At 47.1% G+C, this 22,580-nt stretch carries 18 protein-coding genes and 3 tRNA genes; 8 read left to right on the top strand and 13 right to left on the bottom strand.

Features of this window, described 5'->3' with window-relative positions; genetic code table 11:
- Nucleotides 1-65: 65 nt before the first annotated feature.
- Together AC1DXC_RS09590 and AC1DXC_RS09585 are read right to left on the bottom strand one after the other, a co-directional pair.
- Nucleotides 66-3,233, bottom strand: coding sequence for a DPP IV N-terminal domain-containing protein (locus AC1DXC_RS09590; protein ID WP_477458929.1), 3,168 nt, complete (start codon nucleotides 3,231-3,233; stop codon nucleotides 66-68).
- A gap of 70 nt (nucleotides 3,234-3,303) precedes the next feature.
- Nucleotides 3,304-5,514, bottom strand: a complete 2,211-nt coding sequence (locus tag AC1DXC_RS09585; RefSeq protein WP_477458928.1) for a transglycosylase domain-containing protein — start codon at nucleotides 5,512-5,514, stop codon at nucleotides 3,304-3,306.
- A 9-nt stretch (nucleotides 5,515-5,523) separates the two neighbouring features.
- On the opposite strand from AC1DXC_RS09585, the gene AC1DXC_RS09580 reads away from it, so the two are divergent.
- Entirely contained in the window at nucleotides 5,524-5,682 is a 159-nt protein-coding gene (locus AC1DXC_RS09580) for a hypothetical protein (RefSeq protein ID WP_477458927.1), read from the top strand.
- Nucleotides 5,683-5,767: 85 nt separating this feature from the next.
- On the opposite strand, the gene AC1DXC_RS09575 is transcribed toward AC1DXC_RS09580, so the two are convergent.
- Together AC1DXC_RS09575 and AC1DXC_RS09570 are read right to left on the bottom strand one after the other, a co-directional pair.
- Entirely contained in the window at nucleotides 5,768-6,316 is a 549-nt protein-coding gene (locus AC1DXC_RS09575) for a dual specificity protein phosphatase family protein (RefSeq protein WP_477458926.1), read from the bottom strand.
- A gap of 3 nt (nucleotides 6,317-6,319) precedes the next feature.
- Nucleotides 6,320-7,216, bottom strand: coding sequence for a diacylglycerol/lipid kinase family protein (locus tag AC1DXC_RS09570; protein WP_477458925.1), 897 nt, complete (start codon nucleotides 7,214-7,216; stop codon nucleotides 6,320-6,322).
- A gap of 159 nt (nucleotides 7,217-7,375) precedes the next feature.
- Between AC1DXC_RS09570 and AC1DXC_RS09565 the strand changes: the two genes are divergently transcribed.
- Genes AC1DXC_RS09565 through AC1DXC_RS09550 form a run of 4 tightly spaced genes read left to right on the top strand, consistent with a single transcriptional unit; the run spans nucleotide 7,376 to nucleotide 10,003 of the window.
- Nucleotides 7,376-7,765: a hypothetical protein gene (locus AC1DXC_RS09565; RefSeq protein ID WP_477458924.1), complete on the top strand. Its 390-nt coding sequence runs from the start codon at nucleotides 7,376-7,378 to the stop codon at nucleotides 7,763-7,765.
- 8 nt (nucleotides 7,766-7,773) lie between these two features.
- Nucleotides 7,774-8,586 carry a DCC1-like thiol-disulfide oxidoreductase family protein gene (locus AC1DXC_RS09560; protein WP_477458923.1) on the top strand — a complete coding sequence of 271 codons (813 nt, stop codon included), beginning with the start codon at nucleotides 7,774-7,776 and terminating at the stop codon, nucleotides 8,584-8,586.
- 7 nt (nucleotides 8,587-8,593) lie between these two features.
- The gene (locus tag AC1DXC_RS09555) at nucleotides 8,594-9,520 is read left to right on the top strand and encodes a TIGR01777 family oxidoreductase (RefSeq protein ID WP_477458922.1); all 927 of its coding nucleotides are present in this window, start codon (nucleotides 8,594-8,596) and stop codon (nucleotides 9,518-9,520) included.
- Between the two features lie 3 nt (nucleotides 9,521-9,523).
- Nucleotides 9,524-10,003 (top strand): SRPBCC family protein, encoded by a 480-nt coding sequence (locus tag AC1DXC_RS09550; protein WP_477458921.1) that lies wholly within the window; start codon nucleotides 9,524-9,526, stop codon nucleotides 10,001-10,003.
- On the opposite strand, the gene AC1DXC_RS09545 is transcribed toward AC1DXC_RS09550, so the two are convergent.
- Nucleotides 9,978-10,820, bottom strand: a complete 843-nt coding sequence (locus tag AC1DXC_RS09545) for an MOSC domain-containing protein (protein ID WP_477458920.1) — start codon at nucleotides 10,818-10,820, stop codon at nucleotides 9,978-9,980. The genes AC1DXC_RS09550 and AC1DXC_RS09545 overlap by 26 nt on opposite strands.
- Nucleotides 10,821-11,292: 472 nt before the next feature.
- Here AC1DXC_RS09545 and AC1DXC_RS09540 point away from each other — a divergent pair, with 472 nt between their 5' ends.
- Nucleotides 11,293-13,002: a GMC oxidoreductase gene (locus AC1DXC_RS09540; RefSeq protein WP_477458919.1), complete on the top strand. Its 1,710-nt coding sequence runs from the start codon at nucleotides 11,293-11,295 to the stop codon at nucleotides 13,000-13,002.
- Between the two features lie 100 nt (nucleotides 13,003-13,102).
- Here the strand turns inward: AC1DXC_RS09540 and AC1DXC_RS09535 are convergent.
- The 4 genes from AC1DXC_RS09535 to AC1DXC_RS09520 all read right to left on the bottom strand — a co-directional run bounded on the left by AC1DXC_RS09535 (nucleotide 13,103) and on the right by AC1DXC_RS09520 (nucleotide 14,060).
- Nucleotides 13,103-13,175 (bottom strand) — tRNA-Gly (locus AC1DXC_RS09535).
- Between the two features lie 52 nt (nucleotides 13,176-13,227).
- Nucleotides 13,228-13,312 (bottom strand) — tRNA-Leu (locus AC1DXC_RS09530).
- 69 nt (nucleotides 13,313-13,381) lie between these two features.
- Nucleotides 13,382-13,454, bottom strand: a tRNA-Gly gene (locus tag AC1DXC_RS09525).
- A 123-nt stretch (nucleotides 13,455-13,577) separates the two neighbouring features.
- Nucleotides 13,578-14,060 (bottom strand): regulatory protein RecX, encoded by a 483-nt coding sequence (locus AC1DXC_RS09520; RefSeq protein ID WP_477458918.1) that lies wholly within the window; start codon nucleotides 14,058-14,060, stop codon nucleotides 13,578-13,580.
- A 57-nt stretch (nucleotides 14,061-14,117) separates the two neighbouring features.
- Here AC1DXC_RS09520 and AC1DXC_RS09515 point away from each other — a divergent pair, with 57 nt between their 5' ends.
- Both AC1DXC_RS09515 and AC1DXC_RS09510 read left to right on the top strand, forming a co-directional pair.
- Complete coding sequence (locus AC1DXC_RS09515; RefSeq protein WP_477458917.1) at nucleotides 14,118-16,583, top strand: bifunctional UDP-N-acetylmuramoyl-tripeptide:D-alanyl-D-alanine ligase/alanine racemase; 2,466 nt, start codon at nucleotides 14,118-14,120, stop codon at nucleotides 16,581-16,583.
- Nucleotides 16,584-16,597: 14 nt separating this feature from the next.
- Nucleotides 16,598-17,191: a DUF502 domain-containing protein gene (locus tag AC1DXC_RS09510; RefSeq protein ID WP_477458916.1), complete on the top strand. Its 594-nt coding sequence runs from the start codon at nucleotides 16,598-16,600 to the stop codon at nucleotides 17,189-17,191.
- Here the strand turns inward: AC1DXC_RS09510 and AC1DXC_RS09505 are convergent.
- The 4 genes from AC1DXC_RS09505 to AC1DXC_RS09490 form a co-directional block, all read right to left on the bottom strand.
- Nucleotides 17,175-18,446 carry a TCR/Tet family MFS transporter gene (locus tag AC1DXC_RS09505; protein ID WP_477458915.1) on the bottom strand — a complete coding sequence of 424 codons (1,272 nt, stop codon included), beginning with the start codon at nucleotides 18,444-18,446 and terminating at the stop codon, nucleotides 17,175-17,177. The genes AC1DXC_RS09510 and AC1DXC_RS09505 overlap by 17 nt on opposite strands.
- A 54-nt stretch (nucleotides 18,447-18,500) precedes the next feature.
- Nucleotides 18,501-19,763: a TCR/Tet family MFS transporter gene (locus AC1DXC_RS09500; RefSeq protein WP_477458914.1), complete on the bottom strand. Its 1,263-nt coding sequence runs from the start codon at nucleotides 19,761-19,763 to the stop codon at nucleotides 18,501-18,503.
- 211 nt (nucleotides 19,764-19,974) lie between these two features.
- Nucleotides 19,975-20,682 carry an LOG family protein gene (locus tag AC1DXC_RS09495; RefSeq protein WP_477458913.1) on the bottom strand — a complete coding sequence of 236 codons (708 nt, stop codon included), beginning with the start codon at nucleotides 20,680-20,682 and terminating at the stop codon, nucleotides 19,975-19,977.
- 128 nt (nucleotides 20,683-20,810) lie between these two features.
- Nucleotides 20,811-22,310 carry a sodium:solute symporter gene (locus AC1DXC_RS09490; protein ID WP_477458912.1) on the bottom strand — a complete coding sequence of 500 codons (1,500 nt, stop codon included), beginning with the start codon at nucleotides 22,308-22,310 and terminating at the stop codon, nucleotides 20,811-20,813.
- Between the last annotated feature and the right edge of the window lie 270 nt (nucleotides 22,311-22,580).

Here is a 22,580-nt window from a genome sequence, read left to right as displayed (position 1 = left end):
ATTATTTCTTTGAAAAATGTGATTCAAATCTCACATTTTATATCTCAGATTTCAAATCTAAACTATTACCATCCCGGTGTAAAGTTGAAGCCGAATACAGGTTTCTTCACATCCTTGCGGTTGAATGGGAAAGCGTAATAAGGCTCTAATATAAAGGCACCGAACACATTTACCCGTAACGATACGCCTGCGCTAAATGCCGGCACGCGGCTTACGGTTACGTAGTTAGTGGTTTGATTGGTGTTTGGGTCGGTAACCGGTGTTGTAGAAATGATATCAGGTTCGGTTTGGAACAGGGTTATCTTGTCGCCTTTGTTCCAGGCCAAACCTGCGTCGAAGAAAAAGTTGAGATCCGAAAAAAGGAATTTTGAGGGTAGCAAAGCCAACTTCTCGGGGCCGGTAAAGGGCAGGCGTATCTCAAAATTCGCTACAGCGATGCGGCTGCCATTCAACTGGTTACTGTTCCAGAGGCTTGTAGTGCCGCCAACGGTGGTGTTATCACTGTAAAGGTCGTAACCGCGTACCAGCCATGGGTAACTAACGGATAGCGGATAGAACGCGTTGGCATCGTCGCCAAAGCGACCCGTGCCGTAAAACCTGGCAGCAAAAGTAACCGGCTGCACCCGCACGTATTTGCGCAAATCGATATTTGGAGAATAATATTTGTACGTGCCGAAGTTGTAATCAATCCCCAGCTTAAAGCGGTAGCCACCAAGCGGTGCGGCTATACCGAAGTAAGAATCGTCGCCCGTAAGCGATGTGCCTATCGTGTAGGTGCTAAAAGGGCGATAATCATAACCTGTTTCTGCCAGGTATTGTTCGCGGGATATTTTGTGCTTTTTAAAGTCGATGGCGTTGTACACGTTACCCGCTGTATCGATAGGGTAGTAGGTGCTGTAACGATCTATCCTGAAACTACTGCGCGATGCACTTGCGCCAATTTCGTATCGCAGTTGTTTGGATATAGGGTACTGCAAAAAGCCTTGTATCGCATCCTGAAAGATACGAATAATATCGGTGTGCTGGTCTAAAACGTTAACCTGTTGCCCCTGGTAATCTATAGTGGTTGCGGTGAGGCCATAATTGCCGAACTGGTAGGGTATATGCGATAAGCCGAACCCCCAGTTCCAGCGGCCCTCCTGATTAATGTAGACACCCTGTGCGCCAAAATCATAAACCTCGCCGTTTACCGATGCGCTGGCGTAGATTTGGTTACGGCCCAATATATCGCTGAAAACACCCATTATACCGCTGGATAAGCCGGTACCGTAAGTGCCTATCTGCGCGCCAACGCCGTTGCTGGCCAATGCATCCAGCTTGAATTTGGGCTTATATGCTATGCTGTGGATAGAATCGGCAGATAATTTAGGGTAGGCCAGGTAGTTATTTAAGTTGGAGTTTATCAAATCAACGCCCACGGCGCGGGTAGGGGGCAGCATGGCCACATCGAAATTGGTAGTGCCGCCATCAACTACCAACGGTTTAAACTCCGAAGCCTTGGCATTGTACACGGTGTATTTTTGCGCGCGGTAATAAGAGTACACGATATCGTCGCTGGCGGAGATGCTCAAAGCCGGTGAATATTCGGTAATGCCGCAGATGCCGGTGAAAAGATCTGTCATTTGCTCAACCTTACCGCTGGCAAGCGTGTAGCGGTACAAGTTACGGAAACCGTCGCGGTTGCTCAGGAAGTAAACCTGGGTACCGTCGGCAGAGTATAGCGGGTTAAGGTTATTGGCCTGGTTGAAGATTTTGATATCCGTAACCTTGCCGGTTGCGATATCCAATTCGGCCAGGTTAAAGGTAATCTCCTGCGATACCACCTGATCGTAAGTGCTGCGATCGCTGGAGAAGACAATCTTCTTGCCATCTCGCGAGAAACTGGGCTGATAATCTGAGTACTTATCGTTGGTAAGTTGCGTAACTTTTTTGGTATCGAAGTTATACATGTAAATATCGCCCTGACCTTCTGATAATGCCTGGAAAGCCACGTTCTTGCCATCCGGCGACCAGGTTAAGTTGCTGAACTGCTCGGCCTTGCCCATCGAAATATCGTTCAATACCTTACCATCCGGCACGGCAACTACCAGCATGCGGTTTCGCCCCTTACTAAATACGCTAAAAGCGAATTTCTTGCTATCGGGCGACCATGCGCCTGCCGATTCGATAAAGTTGAACTCATCCACATGCGAATTGGCCGTTTTGCTCGTCAACCGCTTAACGACTCGCCCCGTGTGGGCATCGGCAAGATAAAGGTCTATGCTGAAAAGGTTTTTTGAAGACAGGAAAGCGATGTATTGCCCATCGGGACTAACGGATGGTGCCACAGTCATGTCGCCGCCGTTTTTATCGTCGATAACTTTTAAGCCTACCGGTTTTTGCACGGTATCTTTTAAAAAGGGCTTATACGTAGTTTCGATAGAGTTTTTCCACAGGCGCGAGAGGGTTTTATCATCGTAGCCAAAGGTGCGCCGTATGCCGTATTGCAGGCCAAAACGGGCCGTGTTCTTAAAGAAAGGCACAATGATGGTATCGCCGTAAGTAGAACCCAGGAACGACCAAAATGCCTCGCCATAACGATATGGGAAGTATTTGTTGCCAGTGGTAAGTTCTTCTACCGTTGGGATATCATGGTTAAGGTAAGCATCGCGCATCCACATGGCGGTGTAAGCATCTTTTTTTCCCAGCGAGAGGTACTCGGCCATACCCTCCACCATCCACAGCGGTATATTGCCGATATTCTCGAAGTTGGACGAATCGCGCCCAAGCAGCATATGATACTGAAAGGCATGCACCAATTCGTGCCCCAGTACGTGGCGTGTTGTTTGGTTGGTTTCCATTACCGGCATCACCACGCGGTTTTTGAGGCCCTCGGTAATACCGCCCGTACCTACGCTTATCTCGCCATCGATGGCGGTAGTCTGCTGGAAATCGGGGTGGTTAGCATATAGTATGATGGGGTTGGGCTTGCTGAAGGTATCGCGGAAAACCTGCTGGTGCAGCGTGTACCAAAGCTCAGCTTCCTGTGCAAAACGCTTCATCATACTATCGTTTTTGATGTAATAGTATATCTCGAAGTGCGGGGTTTTATATACCTTAAAGTCGAGTTTTTTATAGCGCACTTTGTTTTGCCCAAAGTACTGCGCGTTTGCATGCTGGCTAAATAATAGCGCAAACGAAAGGCAAAATAGTACAAGCGGAAGTTTTACGTAGGAAGCGTAACGTTTATTCATAAGGCTGTGTTAAGAATATGGCGTAATTTAATTAAAAGCACGCTTATAGCCAAACGCTCAAATAGGCAATTTATTTAGGCGTAGGCGGATTATTTTCGGGGTTTTCTTCTTTAACAGGAGGCGTTATTACACCTGATGTATCCATTGGCGTCTCCATCAAGCTATCTACTGTCGTGGTATCAGATTCTATTATCCTTGGCGAAGGGCAGTTATATTCCTTGGTTATCTTTACCCATGGCTTAGGGAATTGCCCGTAGGTATAGCCTGATTTCGGGTCGGCGTACACCTTTTCCATAAACTCGCCGAAGATGGGGAGCGCCGTATGCGAGCCTTCGCCGGTTTCTGATGTGGTAAAATGCACGCTGCGATCATCCGCGCCCACCCAAATACCGGTTACCAAATCTTTGGTAATCCCCATGTACCAACCGTCGACATAGTCGCTGCTGGTGCCGGTTTTGCCGCCTATTTGGTTGTCTTTTTTCCATAGGCCGGGGTATTCCCAAAGCGCCTGGGAGGTGCCGCCCGGTTCTTCCATACCGCCGCGGAACATATAGAGCATCAGCCACGCTGTTTCTTCGCTTAGCACCTGCTCGGTTTTAAGCGTAAACTCCTGTATAATGTCGCCTTTTTGGTCGGTTATTTTTGTTACCAGCAAGGGGTCTACCTTTTGGCCCTTATTAAGGAACGTACTGTATGCTCGTACCATTTCGAATACAGAAACATCATTTGAGCCCAACGATACCGATGGCACCGATTTTAACGGGCTTTCTATACCTATCTTGTGCGCATAATCAACAATTTTATCCCAACCTACGTGCTCGGTAACCTGCGCGGTAATGGAATTTACCGATTTGCCCATGGCCCAGCGTAACGACATTTCGCGGCCCGAGAAGTTGAAATCGGCATTGTTGGGTTCCCAAACATCGTCTTTGCCGTTATCCTTGAATTTGATGCTTACGCGTTTATCCGTAAACTTATCGCAAGGGGTGAAGCCGTTATCTAAGGCGGTAACATAAGCAAAAGGCTTGAAGGTAGAACCAGCCTGGCGTTTGGACTGGTTTACGTGGTCATAATTGAAGTATTTATGGTCAATACCGCCCACCCAAACTTTTATCTTGCCGGTAGATGGCTCCATGGTCATCATCCCGGTGTTCAGGATTTTTGTATAATATTTGATAGAATCCACGCTGCTGAAGGTGGTATCCTGGTCGCCTTTCCAGGTGAACACGCTCATGCGCTTCTTCTTTTCGAAATATGCGTTTATCTGCGTGGTATCCCCATTATATTTTTTGGAAAGCAATTTGTAAATAGGCAGCCTCTGCTCGGCTTTCAGCAGGAAATCCTTTATCTCTACGCCTTTGCTGTCGCGCCAGGGGTTTTTATCGCCCCATAAGTTATTGAAGCGTTTCTGCAGCATCTTCATCTTATCATTCACGGCTTCTTCGGCGTATTGTTGCAAGCGGCTATCTATGGTAGTGTATATCTTCAGTCCGTCTTCATAAAGGTCGTAGTTGTTGTCTTTGCACCATTTATCCAACCATTTTTCTACAGCGTGGCGTATGTACGAATCGCCCTGGCCGGTTTGATCGACGTGATTCAAATTTAGCCCGATGGGAAGCGGTGTATAGCTGTCGTATTCGGCCTTGCTCAGGTAGTTGTATTTAAGCATCTGGCCAAGCACAACGTTACGGCGTTCAACGGCACGTTGCGGGTAAACACGTGGGTTGTAAGTAGATGTTGCCTTCAGCATGCCTATCAGGGTAGCAGCCTCGGTAGGGCTAACCTGGTTAGGCATTTTGTTGAAGTACTTTAGTGTAGCCGTTTTTATACCAAACGAGTTATTGCCGAAAGGCACCGTATTCAAATACATGGTAAGTATCTGCTGCTTGGTGTACAGGTGCTCTATTTTGTAAGCGGTAATCCACTCTTTACATTTAAAAACCACCGTGCGCAGCACAGGTATGTACTTTACCAGGCCCTGCGAACCGCGCTTGCGGGTGCTGAACTGGTTTTTGGCCAACTGCTGGGTAATGGTGCTTGCGCCGCGCCTGTCGCCCTTGGCGGTAGATACCAGGCCGCTTACGAAGCCTATGAAATCTACGCCGCCGTGTTTGTAAAAGCGCGTATCTTCGGTAGCTACCAGTGCGTTGATCAGGTAGGGAGAAATGGCCTTATACTCCACCGGCGAACGGTCTTGTTTGTAAAAGCGGCCGATGAGCTTACCATCTGCCGTGTACACCTCAGAGGGAAGCCAAACGACAGGGGTTTTGATTTCACTCATATTAGGCGAATGCCCAAACAGCCAAAGAAAATTCAGTTCGATGGCGCAGAAAAAGAGGACAACAAAGTAAACAAAGATGGCAAGATATCTCAGGTATCGGTTTCTTATACTTCTGAACATTGGGTAAAGATGGAAATTTATGCAACTATTACCATAGCCGCAGCATAAAAAATTAAAAACGCAATTTTATTAACTAAATTTTAAACTAGGCGCTACTGATAGAAATTATTTCCTGAAAAATTGTACTGCCGTCTTAAACCGTACTGTTTTTAGGGTTTGGGTGGCAAATGATCTCTAATTGTTTTAATTGCGCTATCTGCCCGGCGCGAGGGTCTATGAAGGGGCGCACGCTCTTTACGAGGTTAAAAGCGTGCTGAAAAGTAGCCCCGGCTTTAATAAGGTAAGCTATGGCCATGGTAGGCCCGCGGCCCAGGCCCTGCCGGCAATGCACATATACGGTGCCTCCGCTGTTGATCTCATTCTCAATAAAAGTTGCGCCTTTTAATAAAATATCCATAGTAGGGGGGGTATTGTCCACCGTTGGCAAATGCAGGTATTTAATATGCGCATATTTTGCTTTTGAATAAACCCGATGTTCGCGAATGTTTACGATTGCGGTTACGCCAAGCGCTTTCAGTTTTTTTAAGCCGATGAGATTGTACTGGCTGCCCAGGTAAAGGTGGGCCGTTATCTGGCTCTTTTTAATATTTGGTAAACCGTAAATGTAACGGTGCAAAATATCCAGCATCTTTTGCACGAAAATGTATATTACCAGCCACCAGCTTTTTATTTTATGGTACATATATTAAGATTTTATTGCTGCAACCAACACGTTTAAGGCCTGCGGTATTATTTTGATATGAATGTTGTTTGCCTGCTGCCCGCTATCATCGCATATATAATGGGTGCTTTCATCCATCGTTATCACAACCTCTTTGCAACGCCAGTGTTTCAACACTTCAGATTCTTTGTGGAAGACAGTGCTCCCCGCAACTTGCAATACAGAGAGTGGGTCGGTATCGTGCATCAATATTACATCCAGGAAACCGTCGCTAATACTAATGCCGGGGAAAAGTGCCATGTCGCCAATGCCCATGCTGCCGGCATTGGTAACGGTTAGCAGCACGCCACTTTCGATGAACGTTTTGCCATCTATCATTAAATTGTAGGTTTGAGGCTTTGCCACCGCCGCTGTTTTTAAAGCGGAAATGCCGTAAGCTACCTGCCCTAGTTTCTCTTTCAGTTGATTATCTACCTCCAGTATCATATCGGCCATAACCCCCATATTTACTCTAAGCACAAAAAGGCAACCGTTGGCTATGCCCATATCTATTTGCATCATCCTAATTTCTCCGCCGATGATGAGCTCCAAAGCATCCTGCGAATGCTGTGGGATGTTCAATTCTTTGGATAATATATTTGCTGTACCCCCGGGGATAATAGCCATCGGTGTGTTGCTCCCACAAAGGGCCTGTGCTACCTGGCTGATACTGCCATCGCCGCCGTAAATTACCACCAAATCAGTTTGGCCCACTAAACCAGACGCTACGCTATAGCAATCATCCTCTTTAATGGCAACGGTTACCGCCCAGTTGATGGTGGTTTTACAAAGGGCATGCTGTATATAACTCAGAATAGCTTCCGTTTTACCCGATGCAGGGTTGATAATAAAATGAATGTTTTGGAACAGCATAGTTATCATGATTGCTCAAATATCATTCCGCATACTGCAGAGGTGCAATCTTAGTGATGATTGTGTAGATATTTATAAAATAAACTTTCAATATATTTTGAAAGTTCGATACAATTGTTTTACATTTGTTCCATGCAATAAGCACAACAATTTAAAACAATAGAAATCATGAACTACTTTATTTTAACCTATGCAGTTTACCTCATCGTTAGCATTTTATTGACTATTTGGGTAGCCAGAGTTTTATTCAACAACGGGCGCATTTTTTTGGTGGATATTTTTCATGGCAATACACCGCTGGCCGATAGCGTGAACAAGCTATTGGTAGTAGGCTTTTACCTCGTTAATATCGGTTATATGTGCCTTGTTCTTAAAGAGACCGGCGCCATCAAAAACAGCCGGGAAGTTATAGAAGTATTGAGCTATAAAATAGGAACCATCATACTCATACTTGGTGGTATGCATTTTTTTAACGTGTTGGTTTTCTTTAAGCTACGCAACAAAGCACAAGCGCAAAAAAGCGAAAATACCAACATAGTATTTGTACAGCCTGAATAATAACTGCCATGAAAACCCTGCAAAACCACCTGATACTTTACGATGCCGATTGCCCAATGTGCAAGGCATACACCAAAGCATTTACGCATACCGGCATGCTCGATGATAGGGGCAGGGCAAGTTATCAGGATATGCCCGAAGCCGCTTGTCCGCTGGTCGACAGGCAACGCGCCGTAAACGAAATCGCTTTGGTCGATACCCAAACAGGCGAAGTAAGATATGGCGTAGAAAGCCTGTTTAAAGTTATCGGTAATAGCTTCCCGCTGTTTAAGCCGCTGTTTGGGTTTGCGCCTTTCGTGTGGCTGATGAAGAAGGCGTATGCCTTTATATCCTACAATCGGAGGGTAATTATCCCTGCGCCGCATGATGTAAGCGGTGTACAGCCAAGTTTCCGGTTGGGTTACCGGCTTATCTACCTTGCCTTTACCTGGTTGGTTGTGGGCAGCATATTAACAGTTTATGCGCATCATTTAGCACCGATGGTACCTATTGGCCATCCGCTACGCGAATACTTTATCTGCGGCGGGCAGGTTATCTTTCAGGGTGTTGTTATCAGCTTTTACGCCCCGGCAAAACGCTGGGAGTACCTGGGCAATATGATGACTATCTCTTTGGCAGGCGCATTGCTACTGTTGCCTGTGGTGCTGCTGGCGAAATTTATTGCGCTAACACCTTTAATTTGTACGCTTTGCTTTATGGGTGTAGCGGGGCTGATGTTCTTAGAGCACATCCGCCGTACTAAACTGATGCATCTCGGCTGGTTGCTTACTATCAGTTGGGTAGTGTACAGGGTGCTGTTGTTGGCCGTAATCTTAAACTGAATTTATCATGAAATACCATAAAATAGTGCTCGCCGGTGGTAATGGTTACCTCGGGGGCGTATTAGCAAGATATTATAAAGACCTGGCGGAAGAGATTATCCTGCTGAGCCGCAAAGCTGTGCCCGCCGATGGCAATATCAAAACCTTGGTTTGGGATGGTGAAACCGAGGATACATGGGCCGATGCCCTCAATGGCGCCGATATGCTGATAAACCTTTGCGGCAAAAACGTAAACTGTCGCTACACCAAAAAAAACCAAAAGGAGATCATACGCTCAAGGGTAGTGCCAACCACTTTGTTGGGCGATGTGATAAATAAATTGGCCGAACCGCCCCATTTGTGGATAAACCTGGCATCTGCCACCATCTACCGCCATGCAGAAGATCACGCGCAGGACGAAGCCACCGGCGAAATTGGCTACGGCTTTTCTATAGATGTTTGCAACCAGTGGGAGCGAAGCTTTTTTGATGCCGACACGCCTAAAACGCGCAAAGTTGCCCTTCGCCACGGTATCGCCCTTGGCCGCAGCGATAGCGTTTTTCCGCGGCTGCTCAATCTGGTGAGATTTGGTCTGGGCGGCAAACAAGGCGATGGCGAACAATACGTTGCCTGGATACACGAACATGATACCGCCCGCATAACCGAATTCCTGCTGGAGCACACCGAAATAGATGGCATCATCAATGCTGCCGCGCCGGAAGCTGCGAAGAATAAGGACCTGATGCGCATCATCCGTAAAGCTTATGGCATGCCAATTGGCTTGCCTGCACCCCAATGGCTTTTAGAGGTAGGGATGTGGCTCATCGGCAGCGAAACAGAGTTGGTGCTGAAAAGCCGTTGGGTTGCGCCCAAGCGCCTGTTGGATGCCGGTTTTGTATTTCAATTTGCTAAGGCAGAGCATGCCATACACGATATTTTAAGCTTGAGGATGTAAGTAATGGCTATTATTAAATTAACCACCAAGATAAAAGCGCCCGTTGCGGCATGTTTCGATTTATCGCGCAGTATAGATCTGCACGTCAACTCTATGCACCACACCAAAGAAAAGGCCGTCGCCGGCAAAACCTCGGGACTTATCGGCTTAAATGATTGGGTAACCTGGCAGGCGAAGCATTTCGGCCTGAAGCTGAACATGACCATCCGCATCAGCGAATTCGCCGCCAACGATTACTTTATCGACGAAATAGTAAAAGGCCCGTTTAAAATATTACGCCACCTGCACCAATTTAAACAGGCCGGCAGCTATACTATCATGACGGATGAGTTTATCTTCAAATCACCCTTTGGTGTTTTGGGGAGGCTGGTGGATAAGCTAATTATGGAAAGATATATGACCCGCCTACTGCAAAAACGCAACCGGGTAATAAAGCAGGCTGCGGAGCGGCAGGTGCTTAAGCCCGCTCCTGCTTCCCTATAAAAAATCTTTCCTCATCGTGCAGTTCCAGAACGTTTAGTTCATCGCCCACGTTTAATATACCGGTACCTGTGTGTACCAAATTCTGCCCGAAGTATATCTTGTTATTCTTTAGCCGGTATTTGGCCAGCGTTTTTAGCGGCTCTTTACCTTTGGTAGCATTATCCTGATCAACGGTGGTCATTACGCAACGGGCGCAGAGTTTTACGCCATACATGTTTATCCTGTTTATCACGATGTGCTTCATAGTATCCTCACTATAGGGCTCGCCACCTGTAAAAACGATATTCGGGCGGAAACGGTCCATCGGCAGCGCGGCGGGCATACGACTGTTCAAATCATCCAGCGAAGCCTGGCCGATAATGAGCATAGGGTACCCGTCAGAAAAAGACGTAACCATTCCCTCGTTGGCGTATCTCGGGTCGGTTGGGCGTAGGCTGTTGTCTGGCATATAAACCAGCCTTACAGACATCCCTAACTTAGCAGTAAACCATGCATCTATTTCGGCACTTACCAACTGAGCGGTACAGGTATCGTCCCAAATGGTAACTTCCAACAATTCTTCGGTTTGTGGGATGAAAGGGATGTTGATGGACGTGCCGTCGGGTGTATAGCTTACCCGTAATCCATCGGCCTCCAATGAAGTCTTTAGTAAGGCCATCTGTATATTCTCGCGTTGGGAGAGGAAGCGGCTGTTCTCGTCAATGAGCATCCAACGGCGGTCGTGCTGCAGGCCTCGGTCGGTAAGGTGCGCACTATGCAGCGGAATGCCGCCTAAGGATTTGATAGGATAGATATATAGTGCGCTTACCTGTAGCATACTGCAAAAATAAGGCTTTGGTTGTGGAAAGCGCTTGCCATAGGGTAATTTTAACACGATTAAAGGATTGATGGATTCGACAGGATTTTTTTTCTGAACCCTGATTTTCCTGATTTAAAGATTGCTTGATGAAATATCGAAGACGAGTCATGGTAATCCTAAAATCCAACTAATCATGGTTCAGAAATGCGATAGGGATGGGCGCGGATACCGGCCTCGTGCGTAAGGCCTGTGTAGTATGAGCAGATAGCCCTGGCCGAAGGCATCGCCATAAGAATTTGTCTGAACTCGAATTTTAAGGAATTAAAGAATTGACAGAATCTAAAACAAAGCATCACAAACAGCATTGCCCTCCAACCTCCAACCTCCAACCTCCAACCCTGCAATCGTTTGTATTTTCAATTATTAATCTATAAACTTGTTTTCCCAATATATAGCCGCCGGCATTTTTACCGGCCAAAACCTAAAAAACATGTTAGTAGACGCACCGAACTTAAATCTTAAGGCCAATGCCGGCAATACCTATGATGCAATTGTGATTGGCTCGGGTATTAGCGGTGGCTGGGCCGCCAAAGAACTTACCGAACGTGGCCTTAAAACCATTATGCTGGAGCGGGGGCGCAACTTCGAACATATCAAAGACTATAAAACAGCGAATAACAATCCCTGGGATTTTGAACACCGGGGTAACGTAACACAGGCACAACGCAACCGCCGGCCCGTGATTTCGCGTAACTGGGGCGCCCAGGAAGCGGTGATGGATTACTGGGTTGATGAGCAGGAAGCACCCTTTACCGAAATAAAACCCTTTAACTGGTGGCGAAGTTACCAGCTGGGAGGGCGGTCTATACTTTGGGGCAGGCAAAGCTACCGCTGGAGCGATTTCGACTTCGAAGCCAACGCTAAAGATGGTTGGGCTATCGACTGGCCCATCCGTTATAAGGATATAGCCCCCTGGTACACTCATGCCGAAAAATTTGCAGGCATCAGCGGGTCCATGGAGGGTCTTCCGCAGCTACCCGATGGGCACTTCCTGCCGCCCATGGATATGAACTGGATAGAAAAAGACGTTGCCGCCAGCATCAAAAAGAAATTCGGCCGGCATATGATTATTGGCCGTGTTGCCAATTTAACGGCGGCTATACCCGGGCGTAATAAATGCGAATTCCGTAACCGATGCTGGGAGGGATGTCCCTTCGGCGGGTATTTTAGCACGCAGTCGTCAACCCTGCCTGCGGCCTTGGCTACGGGGAAATTAACCGTGCGTCCACAATCTATCGTTACACAAATACTGTACGATAAAGACAGCAAACGCGCCAAAGGCGTGGAAATTGTGGATGCCGAAACCAACAAAACCTATCAGTTTTTTGCCAAAGTTGTTTTTGTGAATGCTTCGGCTTTGAATAGTGCCTGGGTGCTGATGAATTCGGCTACAGATATATGGCCCGATGGCCTGGGCAGCAGCAGCGGCGAACTGGGCCATAATATTATGGATCACCACTACAACCTGGGCGCAAGCGGCATTATGGAAGGCTACGAGGATAAATATTACTATGGCCGCCGTGCCAACGGGATCTACTTAAGCCGTTTTGCCAACCTGTTTGGCGACAAACGCGAATACCTGCGTGGCTTCGGCTACCAGGGTGGGGCAAGCAGGCAGGGTTGGAGCCGCGAAATTGCTGAGCTGAACATTGGCGCCAAGTATAAGGACGCACTATCGGAACCAGGGCAATGGCAAATGGGCCTGGCCGGTTTTGGCGAATTGCTGCCTTACCACGAGAACAAAATAACCCTGGATAAAGAAAACAAAGATAAATGGGGCCTGCCAACCCTCGCGATGGATGCCGAGATAAAGGAAAACGAAAAGAAAATGCGGGTGGACATCGTGAGCGAAGCCAAAGCCATGCTGGAAATGGCAGGCGTAAAAAACATAGAAACGCATGACCATGGCCACAACGTTGGCGATGGCATCCACGAGATGGGCACCGCCCGCATGGGCCACGACCCCAAAACATCGGTACTTAACAAAAACAACCAGGTATGGGATGCCATGAACGTTTTTGTAACCGACGGTGCCTGCATGACTTCCGCCGCCTGCCAAAACCCGTCGCTTACCTATATGGCCCTAACTGCCCGCGCAGCAAACTTTGCCGCAGATGAGTTGAAGAAAGGGAATATTTAGTGGTTGGAGATTAGAGGTTGAAAGCTTTTGATCTCTGAAGAAGCGGAATTTGGCTGGTGCCCAAACAAAAAATCCCTCCGGGTTAGGGGAGGGATTTCAGAGCGAAAGACGAGATTCGAACTCGCGACCCCGACCTTGGCAAGGTCGTGCTCTACCAACTGAGCTACTTTCGCATTGGTATTCATTTTAACAAAAAACCCGATACGGGCATGTATCAGGCTTTTGTACTCAGAGCGGGAATCGAACCCGCACTCCGTTTACGGGAACAGGATTTTAAGTCCTGCGTGTCTACCAGTTCCACCATCTGAGCAGGCGTATTTGCCGGTTTTATCCGGACTAACCTCCTAACAATAAATCCCTTCGGGCGGGAAGGGATTTGAGCGAAAGACGAGATTCGAACTCGCGACCCCGACCTTGGCAAGGTCGTGCTCTACCAACTGAGCTACTTTCGCATTGGTATTTCCCCTTAAACTTATGCTTTGATTTTTCGTCGCTGCCTATCTCGTTTGCGGGAGTGCAAATATAGACAGAATTGCACGTTCTGCAAGGAAAAAATCAACTTTTTTAAAAGTTTTTCATAACTCGCTGTTTTTCAAAACCTCTGCCGCAAGCTCGGTTTCAAAACCGCGACTAAAGGCGTACTGCTGCAATTTATAAAGCTTTTTTTGCGCGTTTGGCTCGGCAACGGTGCCTGCTTTCTTTTCCAACAGGCGGGTAAGCGTGTCTATATAATCATTAAGGTTGATGCCTTGCAACGCCTTTTTGATAAGTACCGGCGATACATTTTTTTGTTTGAGCCCCTGTTTTATCTTAATGCGGCCCCAGCCTTTCTGGCTAAATTTGCCGCGCGTGTAAGCATGCGCAAATCGCTCCTCGTTCAGGTAATTCTCTTCAATCAACCGGCTGATGATGTTTTCTACGGCAGTGGTATAAAGGCCCCATTCGTACAGTTTATCGCGTACTTCTTGTTGTGAGCGTTCCTGGTAGGCGCAGTAATGCTCGGCCTTTTTTAGTCCTGCGGTTTCGCCGGTTATCTTTGCTTTTTTTGGGGCATCCATCGAAACCAAAATTCGTTAAAATTCTTCTATTCATAGAAATATAAGCAAATTCGTATCATGCAAAATAGTTATCCTATCAGCCAGGTTAAGGCAATCATCGGGGCAGCGGGCGAAATAATTGAGGATAACCAAATCAGCGTTTTGCTTACCGATAGCCGACGCATTACTAACCCGTCCTCATCATTGTTTTTTGCTTTGAGCGACAGGCGCAATGGCCACGAATTCATTGCCGATGCCTATACCGCCGGCGTGCGCAATTTTGTGGTGCAGCAGCAAATGGATGTAATGATGCCCGATGCTAACTTCCTGCTGGTAGCCAACGCTCTTACGGCTTTGCAAACACTGGCGGCGCATCATCGTAACGAGTTCGATTTACCGGTAATAGGCATTACGGGCAGCAATGGCAAAACCATCGTAAAAGAATGGTTGTACCAGTTGCTCTGTCCCGAAAAGAATATCGTTCGCAACCCTAAAAGCTATAACTCGCAAATAGGCGTGCCGCTTTCGGTATGGCAGATAAGCGAGGCGCACACCCTTGGCATATTCGAGGCGGGCATATCTACCACCGGCGAAATGGGGCAGCTCGAAGCGGTAATAAAGCCCACTGTTGGGGTATTGACGCACATGGGGACCGCGCACGATGAAGGCTTTGCCTCGCCTGCCGAAAAGCTGAAGGAAAAGCTTAAACTCTTCAAAGCTTGTGGCTTACTGATATACAACTACGAAATACTGCTCGACTACCAAAGCGAACTGGAAGCGCCAGAACGTTTCACCTGGAGTCGGAAATTCAAACAGGCTGATTTGTACGTTTTCAGTGAGACCGCCATATCCGGCAAATATTATTTGCGGGCTACCTATAAGGAAAAGGAGATAGAATGCCTGATACCCTTCAGGGATGAGGCTTCTATCGAAAACGCTATTACTTGCTGGGCCACTATGCTAGCCATGGGCTACAGCCCCGCCGATGCCGACGACCGCATAGAGCGCCTTAATGCCGTTAGTATGCGGCTGGAATTGAAGCAGGGCCTGAACGATTGCTCCATCATCGATGATTCGTACAACTCGGATATCCAGTCGCTGGAGATCGCCTTGAATTTTTTAGGCCAGCAAAATCAGCATTATAAAAAAACGGTCATCCTGTCTGATATCTACCAATCGGGCCTGCAAAAAGACGATCTGTACAAACAGGTGGCCCAGCTGATAAAAGATAAAAGGATAGAGCGCTTCATCGGCGTAGGGGCTGACTTAACGGCTTACAAAAAGTACTTCAATCTGTATGAAGCGCATTTTTATGCCGATACTGTCGCCTTGCTGCAGGATTTAGGCAGCCTCCATTTCCGCGAGGAAACCATCCTGATAAAAGGCTCGCGCAGCTTCGAGTTCGAGCGAATAAGCCGTGCTTTGGGCCAAAAGGCGCACGAAACCGTGCTGGAGATAAACCTGAACACGCTGTTAGGCAACCTGAATTATTACAAGGCAAAGCTAAAACCCGGGGTAAAGGTAATGGCCATGGTAAAAGCCTTTTCGTATGGTAGTGGTACTTTCGAGGTGGCCAATATGCTGCAATACAACAAGGTAGATTACCTTGCTGTGGCCTACACCGACGAGGGGATAGCCCTGCGCGAGGGCGGCATATCGCTCCCCATAGTGGTGCTTAACCCCGAGCCGCTGGCCTATGATAAACTCACCGCCTACAAACTGGAACCCGAAATATACAGTTTTACCCTGCTGGACGAATTTGTGAAGTACGCGCAGGAAAACGACACCGTAAACTATCCCATCCATATCAAAATAGATACGGGCATGCACCGACTGGGTTTTGAAGATTACGAGATAGAAACCCTTTGCGAGTTGCTGGAGGTAAACAAATACGTAAAGGTAGAATCTATATTCTCGCACCTGGCTGCGAGCGATAACGAACAACACGACCTGTTTACGCTGAAACAGATAGGCGCTTTCGAGAAAGCCTTTAAACAGATAGAGGAAGCGATAGGCTACACAACACTCAAGCATATCAGCAATACGTCGGGCATTACCCGCTGGCCAACGGCGCAGTATGATATGGTGCGCCTGGGCATCGGCCTATACGGCGTTGATGCCGCTGTACCTGCCGACGATGCCGGCCTAAGGCCTGTCGCTACGCTGAAAACAACGGTATCGCAGGTGAAAAAGGTGCCTGCTAATGATACCATAGGCTACAACCGTAACGGCAGCCTTAAAAAGGACGGCACCATAGCTACCGTGCGCATCGGCTATGCCGACGGCTACCTGCGGGCGTTCGGCAATGGGGTAGGGCGCATGCTGGTTAACGGCGTGCTGGTGCCCACTGTGGGCAATGTATCTATGGATATGTGCATGCTGGATATCAGCGAGGTTGCCGGCGACGTGCGCGAGGGCGACGAAGTAATCGTTTTCGACGCGCAGCAGCGCATAGAACAGCTTGCCAGCCAAATAGGCACCATCCCCTATGAAATTTTAACAAATATTTCACAACGCGTAAAACGGGTGTACTTTTACGAATAGCGTATATTTGTGGCATGAAAAGGTTATTCGGTGCCCTATTGAACTATTTCGTGAAAGGTTTATTGATCGTTGTGCCACTGGGCGCGGCGTTCTTCCTGGTTTTTTGGGCGGTATCTAAAGTAGATAACTTACTAAACCTCAGCGCCGAACTTTGGGTAGATAAGGCTGGCAAACCCATTTATATCCCAGGGTTGGGCATCCTGAACGTACTGGTTATTATCCTGGTGGCTGGTATCCTGGTTACCAACGTCATAACCGACCCGATAAAGAACTGGTTCCGCCGATGGCTGAACCGCCTGCCCATATTCAAATTCCTGTATTCCTCAATCAAAGACCTTACCGAGGCTTTCGTAGGGGAGGAGAAAAAGTTCAACGAGCCTGTTTTGGTGGAAGTGAACGAGTTCGGCCTTAAGAAGATTGGTTTTTTGGTGCAAAAGGATATGGCTACTATAGGTTTGCCGGGCGAGGTGGCTGTTTATTTCCCCTGGTCATACTCCTTTGCGGGACAGGTTGTTATCATATCTGCCGAAAAGGTGAAACCTATTGACAAGAGCGCTGGCGATATCATGAAATTCGTTATCTCCGGCGGCGTTAGCGGGTTGGAGTAGAGGCTTGCTGTGTTAGCAGTTTGGGGTCTTTCTTCTTGAAACTCCTGATGGTTAATATGATGGCCAATCCCATCATTATAGCACCCAATAAAAATGGCGCTCCCGGAAAATAAACCTTCGATTCGTTGGTTGTGAAACGATGGAAGATGCTTGTCATCATCAAAGGGCCTATGATGGTAGTCAGACTAACTAAACTTGTTAATGCTCCTTGCAATTCCCCTTGTTCTTTTGGCGAAACATGTTCGGATATAAAGCCTTGCATGGCCGTACCGCCAATGCCACCTATGCAATAGGGTATCATAAAAGCGTACATCAGCCAGGGAGTATTGTTAAAAGATATGAGTATCAATCCGATACCGTAGCAGGCAATTCCGGCCAGTATATTTTTTCTTAATCCGAACTTTGGTATGGTCCATCTTACCAGCCCGCCCTGTACGCCAACAATAAGCAAGCCCAAGAAAATCCCGAGTGCGCCGATGCTGGTTTCCGTCCATTTGAATTTTTCTACTACATAAAATGGGAGCACGCTTTCTACTGCCTTTTGCCCGATGTACACAATTGTATAGGCAGTAATCAAAGTACTTACAGCCATTGAATGATTCTTTAAACTTAATAGGGAACCAATAGGATTAGCGCGTTTGATATGGAACCTGCGGCGATTTCTGAGGTCGAGCGATTCGGGCAATACAAAGAAACCATATACAGCATTGATAAAAGCAAGCCCGGCTGCAACAAAAAATGGCAGCCTGATAAATATACCGCCTAAGAAGCCGCCGAGCCCTATCCCCAAAATAAAGCCCAGGCCTGTAGCCGCACCTATCAGGCCAAAATTGGCCGCACGTTTATGGCCGGTGCTTACATCAGAAATGTAGGCTGTTGCCGTAGTTGTGCTTGCACCCGCTACCCCGGCTATAAAACGCCCGATGAACAGCCAGAATATGGATGGTGCAAAGCCCATGAAAAGATAATCGATACCGAAACCCAGGAGGCTGAATAATAATACCGGGCGGCGGCCGTAATGGTCGCTTAGGTTGCCAAGGATAGGCGCGCACACAAACTGCATGGTGGCATAAGTGAACGTTAGCCACCCGCTGTATTGGCTGGCCATGCTCACGCCTACATGCCCAAGTTGCTCTAAAAGGGTAGGGAGGATTGGGATAATGATACCAAGACCCATGGTATCAATAAGTACGGTAACAAATATGAACCCCAATGCGCCGCGTCCTTTGTTCGGTTTTTCCTGTATATCTGCCATGTGTGTGTTGCTTAAAACAGATAAACTGCGAAAAGTTTTATCGGCATATGATAATTAATGGGCGGCAACGTCAATAGGTGCGGCATTTTTGCTTTCGCGGGCTCTTCTAAAGCTCAAAACAGCCAACATAGTGCTTAAAAACATGAGCACACCGCCCGCAAAGAATGCTGCACCCGGGAAATGGATAGGTGCATTTTTGCTTGTGAAAAATGAGAATAAGTTAGTCATCATAAGCGGGCCCACTATCGAGGTTACGCTCATCAGGCTAGTTAAGCCGCCTTGTAATTCGCCCTGTTCGTTAGGCGGTATTTGTCCGCTGATGAGACCCTGCAATGCAGGGCCTGCAATACCGCCGAGGCAGTAAATCGCCAAAATGGCAAACATCATCCAGCTTTGGCCGGCAAAAGCAAAAAGTAACAAGCCTAAGGTGTAAAGCAATAAGCCGTAAATAATACTTTTCTTTTGACCCAATTTCGGTATTGTGAAACGGATAACAAATACTTGCACCACAGCCGTTAGTGCCCCAACGAGACCCAGCGATATACCTACCAATAATTTACTCCAGCCAAATCGCTGCATGGTAAAATAAGTCCAGGTGCTTTGTACCGCATGCGCGGCCAGGTATATTAATATCAAGGAAGCTATAAGCCCACTCACAGTAGGATATTTTTTAAGTTGTTTAAGTGAGCCCCAGGGGTTGGCTCTTTTCCACTCAAATGGCCGCCTATGTACCTGGGCCAACGATTCCGGTAACACAAAATAACCATAAGCCGCATTAATTAGTGCAAGGCCGGCCGCGGTAAGAAACGGTAATTTTAAACCATATTGGCCAAGTAAACCACCAAGTGTTGGGCCGATGATGAAACCGATACCGAATGCCGCACCGATTATTCCAAAATTTTGCGCCCGCTTTTCCGGCGGACTGATATCAGCAATGTAAGCCGACGCGGTAGTGAAACTTGCGCCTGTAATACCCGCAATTATACGGCCTATAAACAGCCACCAAATATTAGGTGCAAAAGCAAGAAACAAGTAATCAATCCCAAAACCGAGCAATGAACCCAATAATATTGGCCTACGGCCATAACGGTCGCTTAGGTTACCCAAAACAGGGGAGAACAGGAACTGCATCAATGAATAGGCTCCTAAAAGCCAACCGCCCCATTGTGCCGCATGGCTAAAATCACTGTGAGTTAAATTTTTGATAAGATCCGGCAATACCGGTATAATGATACCTAATCCAGTGATATCGATAAGCAGGGTAACGAAAATAAAGCCTAAGGCTGCAGGTCTCTTGGTTTGGGCTGAAGCGTCCATACCGTAAAGATGTGAAATTAACACGAATTGCACGAATTAATTCGAATTTCACAAATTGAGGATGAACTAATTAACACCGATTTTACCACAAAGAATTGCATATTGGTTTGCGCAAAGGGCACAAAGCTATGCGCACTTAATTTTAAAAATCTTTGTGCTCTTTGTGTTTTTTACTTTGTGCCCTTGTGGTTAAATAGCCACGAAACCAATTTTAAAAGTTCGGTTTCAACACATACTTATCATAGAACCTGAAGATATGTTCGGCTGCTTCTTCAGCGGTATCCACTACGCGGTACAGGTTAAGGTCGTCTTTGCTGATGTTGTGCTCTTCTTCCAGCATGCGTTCTTCTACCCATTTGAACAGGCCGCCCCAGTAATCCTTGCCTACAAAAACGATAGGGAAACGGGCAATCTTGCCGGTTTGTATCAGCGTGATGGCCTCGAAGGATTCATCCATAGTGCCGAAGCCGCCGGGCAGGATGATGAAACCCTGCGAATATTTCATGAACATTACTTTTCGGATAAAGAAGTAGTCGAACTCCAGTATCTTATCCCTGTCGATGTAACGGTTGTGGAACTGCTCGAAGGGTAGCTCGATATTCAAGCCTACCGATTTACCGCCTGCTTCATAAGCGCCTTTGTTGGCCGCTTCCATAATACCAGGGCCGCCGCCGGATATTACGCCATAGCCACGCTCGGTAAGCAGGCGGGCGGTATCTTCGGCCAGTTTGTAGAACTTGTTTTCGTTTTTAGTACGTGCCGACCCGAAGATGGATACGCAGGGGCCTATCTTAGCCAGTTTCTCGAAGCCATCTACGAATTCGGCCATAATTTTGAATATCTGCCAGGAATCGGTAACCTTTATTTCCTGCCAGTTCTTGTTCTCGAATGCTTGTCTTATTTTATCCTCACTTGTCATAACTATATTTTAATACGGAAAGCAGCATTTATTAACAATCAAACCTGCCCTCCAAAAATTTTGGAAAGTTCGAAAGTTAGCAAATGGTTTTGATAGTACAATACATAGGCGCATTAGTTTTGATTGACCTATACTTCGGCAAGCTTAGCCGATGGCGATACCGCTTTCCTGCTCGAACTCAACCATAACCCCAGGAAGGTAATCAGCCCGTTCACGATGATGAGCTCGTTATCGAAAACGTAACCACCCAAAAGTTTTTTGCTCTCGGTACTCAAAAAGAAGCATATCGCCGGGGATATCAAACAAATAAAAGGCACAAGCTTATCTTTCACCTGCCGGCTGCTTACGAATAAGCCGAAGGAATACAGGCCAAGCAAAGGCCCGTAGGTGTAGGATGCTACCTTAAATATCGCTCCAACCACGGCATCGTTGTTGATGGCGTTAAAGACGATGATGGTCAGGAACATCAAACCCGAGAAGGCGATGTGCACCCAATGGCGGGCGGCTATGTTCTTCTTGCTGTTCACATCGGCCTTTTTGTTGAAATCCAGAAAATCTACGCAAAAGGAAGTGGTTAATGCCGTTAAGGCCGAATCTGTTGTGGCAAAAGTTGCCGCCGTAAGGCCCAGCATAAACACCATTCCGGGTACTATGCCCAAATGTTTAAGGGCGATGGTGGGGTAGAGGTAGTCTGTTTTTTCTACGGTGATGCCGTAGCGTTGCGCGTAGATGTACAGCAATGCGCCAACGCTTAAAAAGAAGATATTAATGACCACGAATACAGCCGTAAAGCTGAACATGTTCTTTTGCGCCTCTTTGATGTTTTTGAGGCTTAGGTTCTTCTGCATCAGGTCCTGATCCAGCCCCGTCATGCTAATGGTGATGAACACGCCGCCCAGGAATTGCTTGGTAAGGTGGAATTTGCTGCCCACGAAATCGGTAAGAAAGAATATTTTGGAGTAACTGCTGTTTTTGATGGCTTCTGCGGCTTCGAACAGGTTATAGTTGAGGCTGCGGCAGATAAAGAATATGGATAGGAAAACCGACGATACCAGGAAAAAGGTTTGCAGACTATCGGTGATGATGATGGTCTTTAAACCTCCTTTAAAGGTATAGCTCCAGATTAGCAGCAGGGATATGAGTACCGTAACCGCAAACGGAATATTGTAATGATCGAAGATGAATTTCTGCAGCACGATAACCACCAGGTACAGGCGAAACGATGAGCCGATGGTACGGCTAAGTAGGAAAATTCCCGCCGCAGTTTTATAGCTCCAGGTGCCCAGGGCATGCTCTATATAGCTGTAAATGGAGGTAAGCTTCATGCGGTAATACAGGGGAAGCAGCACGGTAGCGATAATAATGAAGCCCACTGCATTGCCCAGCACGAACTGGAAATAGGCGAACTGGTCGCCACTAACTGCGCCTACCTTGCCGGGTACCGAGATAAAGGTAACCCCGCTAAGCGCGGTCCCAATCATACCGAAGGCTACCAGGTACCATTTAGAGTTGCGGTTGGCCACAAAGAAGGCATCGTTGCTGGACGCGTTTTTTGAGGTGAGGTGCGATATCACCAGCAGCACCAAAAAGTAACCTATGATAAATGTGAGCAATATTGCAGGAGCCATGGCTTTTTCTGTTTTTTTCGAATGTAGGTGTTTTAAGGCATATCAAGCAAATTATTGATTTAGGTTTGTATTCGGTGTTGGACTTACGACACAGCCGGGTGTCCCACTTTGCGAGAGCGGAACACCCGGAACGCTTTTTTATTGATAATCAAATAGTTATAAAAATAAGCGGAACAGTACAATTTGTTTAGATAAACAACACAACATTCTTATTATTAAATAATTATGGTAAATTATCGAATAGTAAATGAAACCCTTTGCAGTACAAAG

Source organism: Mucilaginibacter sp. P2_D11 (assembly GCF_056404435.1).
Note: the sequence above shows the minus strand (reverse complement) of the source record. Positions and strands in the feature narration are given on the sequence as shown.

What these genes read in the sequence shown, in the direction of transcription:
- AC1DXC_RS09590 (WP_477458929.1), bottom strand. Translation starts at nt 3,233, where the DNA reads ATGAATAAACGTTACGCTTCCTACGTAAAACTTCCGCTTGTACTATTT.
- AC1DXC_RS09585 (WP_477458928.1), bottom strand. Translation starts at nt 5,514, where the DNA reads ATGAGTGAAATCAAAACCCCTGTCGTTTGGCTTCCCTCTGAGGTGTAC.
- AC1DXC_RS09580 (WP_477458927.1), top strand. Translation starts at nt 5,524, where the DNA reads ATGCCCAAACAGCCAAAGAAAATTCAGTTCGATGGCGCAGAAAAAGAG.
- AC1DXC_RS09575 (WP_477458926.1), bottom strand. Translation starts at nt 6,316, where the DNA reads ATGTACCATAAAATAAAAAGCTGGTGGCTGGTAATATACATTTTCGTG.
- AC1DXC_RS09570 (WP_477458925.1), bottom strand. Translation starts at nt 7,216, where the DNA reads ATGATAACTATGCTGTTCCAAAACATTCATTTTATTATCAACCCTGCA.
- AC1DXC_RS09565 (WP_477458924.1), top strand. Translation starts at nt 7,376, where the DNA reads ATGAACTACTTTATTTTAACCTATGCAGTTTACCTCATCGTTAGCATT.
- AC1DXC_RS09560 (WP_477458923.1), top strand. Translation starts at nt 7,774, where the DNA reads ATGAAAACCCTGCAAAACCACCTGATACTTTACGATGCCGATTGCCCA.
- AC1DXC_RS09555 (WP_477458922.1), top strand. Translation starts at nt 8,594, where the DNA reads ATGAAATACCATAAAATAGTGCTCGCCGGTGGTAATGGTTACCTCGGG.
- AC1DXC_RS09550 (WP_477458921.1), top strand. Translation starts at nt 9,524, where the DNA reads ATGGCTATTATTAAATTAACCACCAAGATAAAAGCGCCCGTTGCGGCA.
- AC1DXC_RS09545 (WP_477458920.1), bottom strand. Translation starts at nt 10,820, where the DNA reads ATGCTACAGGTAAGCGCACTATATATCTATCCTATCAAATCCTTAGGC.
- AC1DXC_RS09540 (WP_477458919.1), top strand. Translation starts at nt 11,293, where the DNA reads ATGTTAGTAGACGCACCGAACTTAAATCTTAAGGCCAATGCCGGCAAT.
- AC1DXC_RS09520 (WP_477458918.1), bottom strand. Translation starts at nt 14,060, where the DNA reads ATGGATGCCCCAAAAAAAGCAAAGATAACCGGCGAAACCGCAGGACTA.
- AC1DXC_RS09515 (WP_477458917.1), top strand. Translation starts at nt 14,118, where the DNA reads ATGCAAAATAGTTATCCTATCAGCCAGGTTAAGGCAATCATCGGGGCA.
- AC1DXC_RS09510 (WP_477458916.1), top strand. Translation starts at nt 16,598, where the DNA reads ATGAAAAGGTTATTCGGTGCCCTATTGAACTATTTCGTGAAAGGTTTA.
- AC1DXC_RS09505 (WP_477458915.1), bottom strand. Translation starts at nt 18,446, where the DNA reads ATGGCAGATATACAGGAAAAACCGAACAAAGGACGCGGCGCATTGGGG.
- AC1DXC_RS09500 (WP_477458914.1), bottom strand. Translation starts at nt 19,763, where the DNA reads ATGGACGCTTCAGCCCAAACCAAGAGACCTGCAGCCTTAGGCTTTATT.
- AC1DXC_RS09495 (WP_477458913.1), bottom strand. Translation starts at nt 20,682, where the DNA reads ATGACAAGTGAGGATAAAATAAGACAAGCATTCGAGAACAAGAACTGG.
- AC1DXC_RS09490 (WP_477458912.1), bottom strand. Translation starts at nt 22,310, where the DNA reads ATGGCTCCTGCAATATTGCTCACATTTATCATAGGTTACTTTTTGGTG.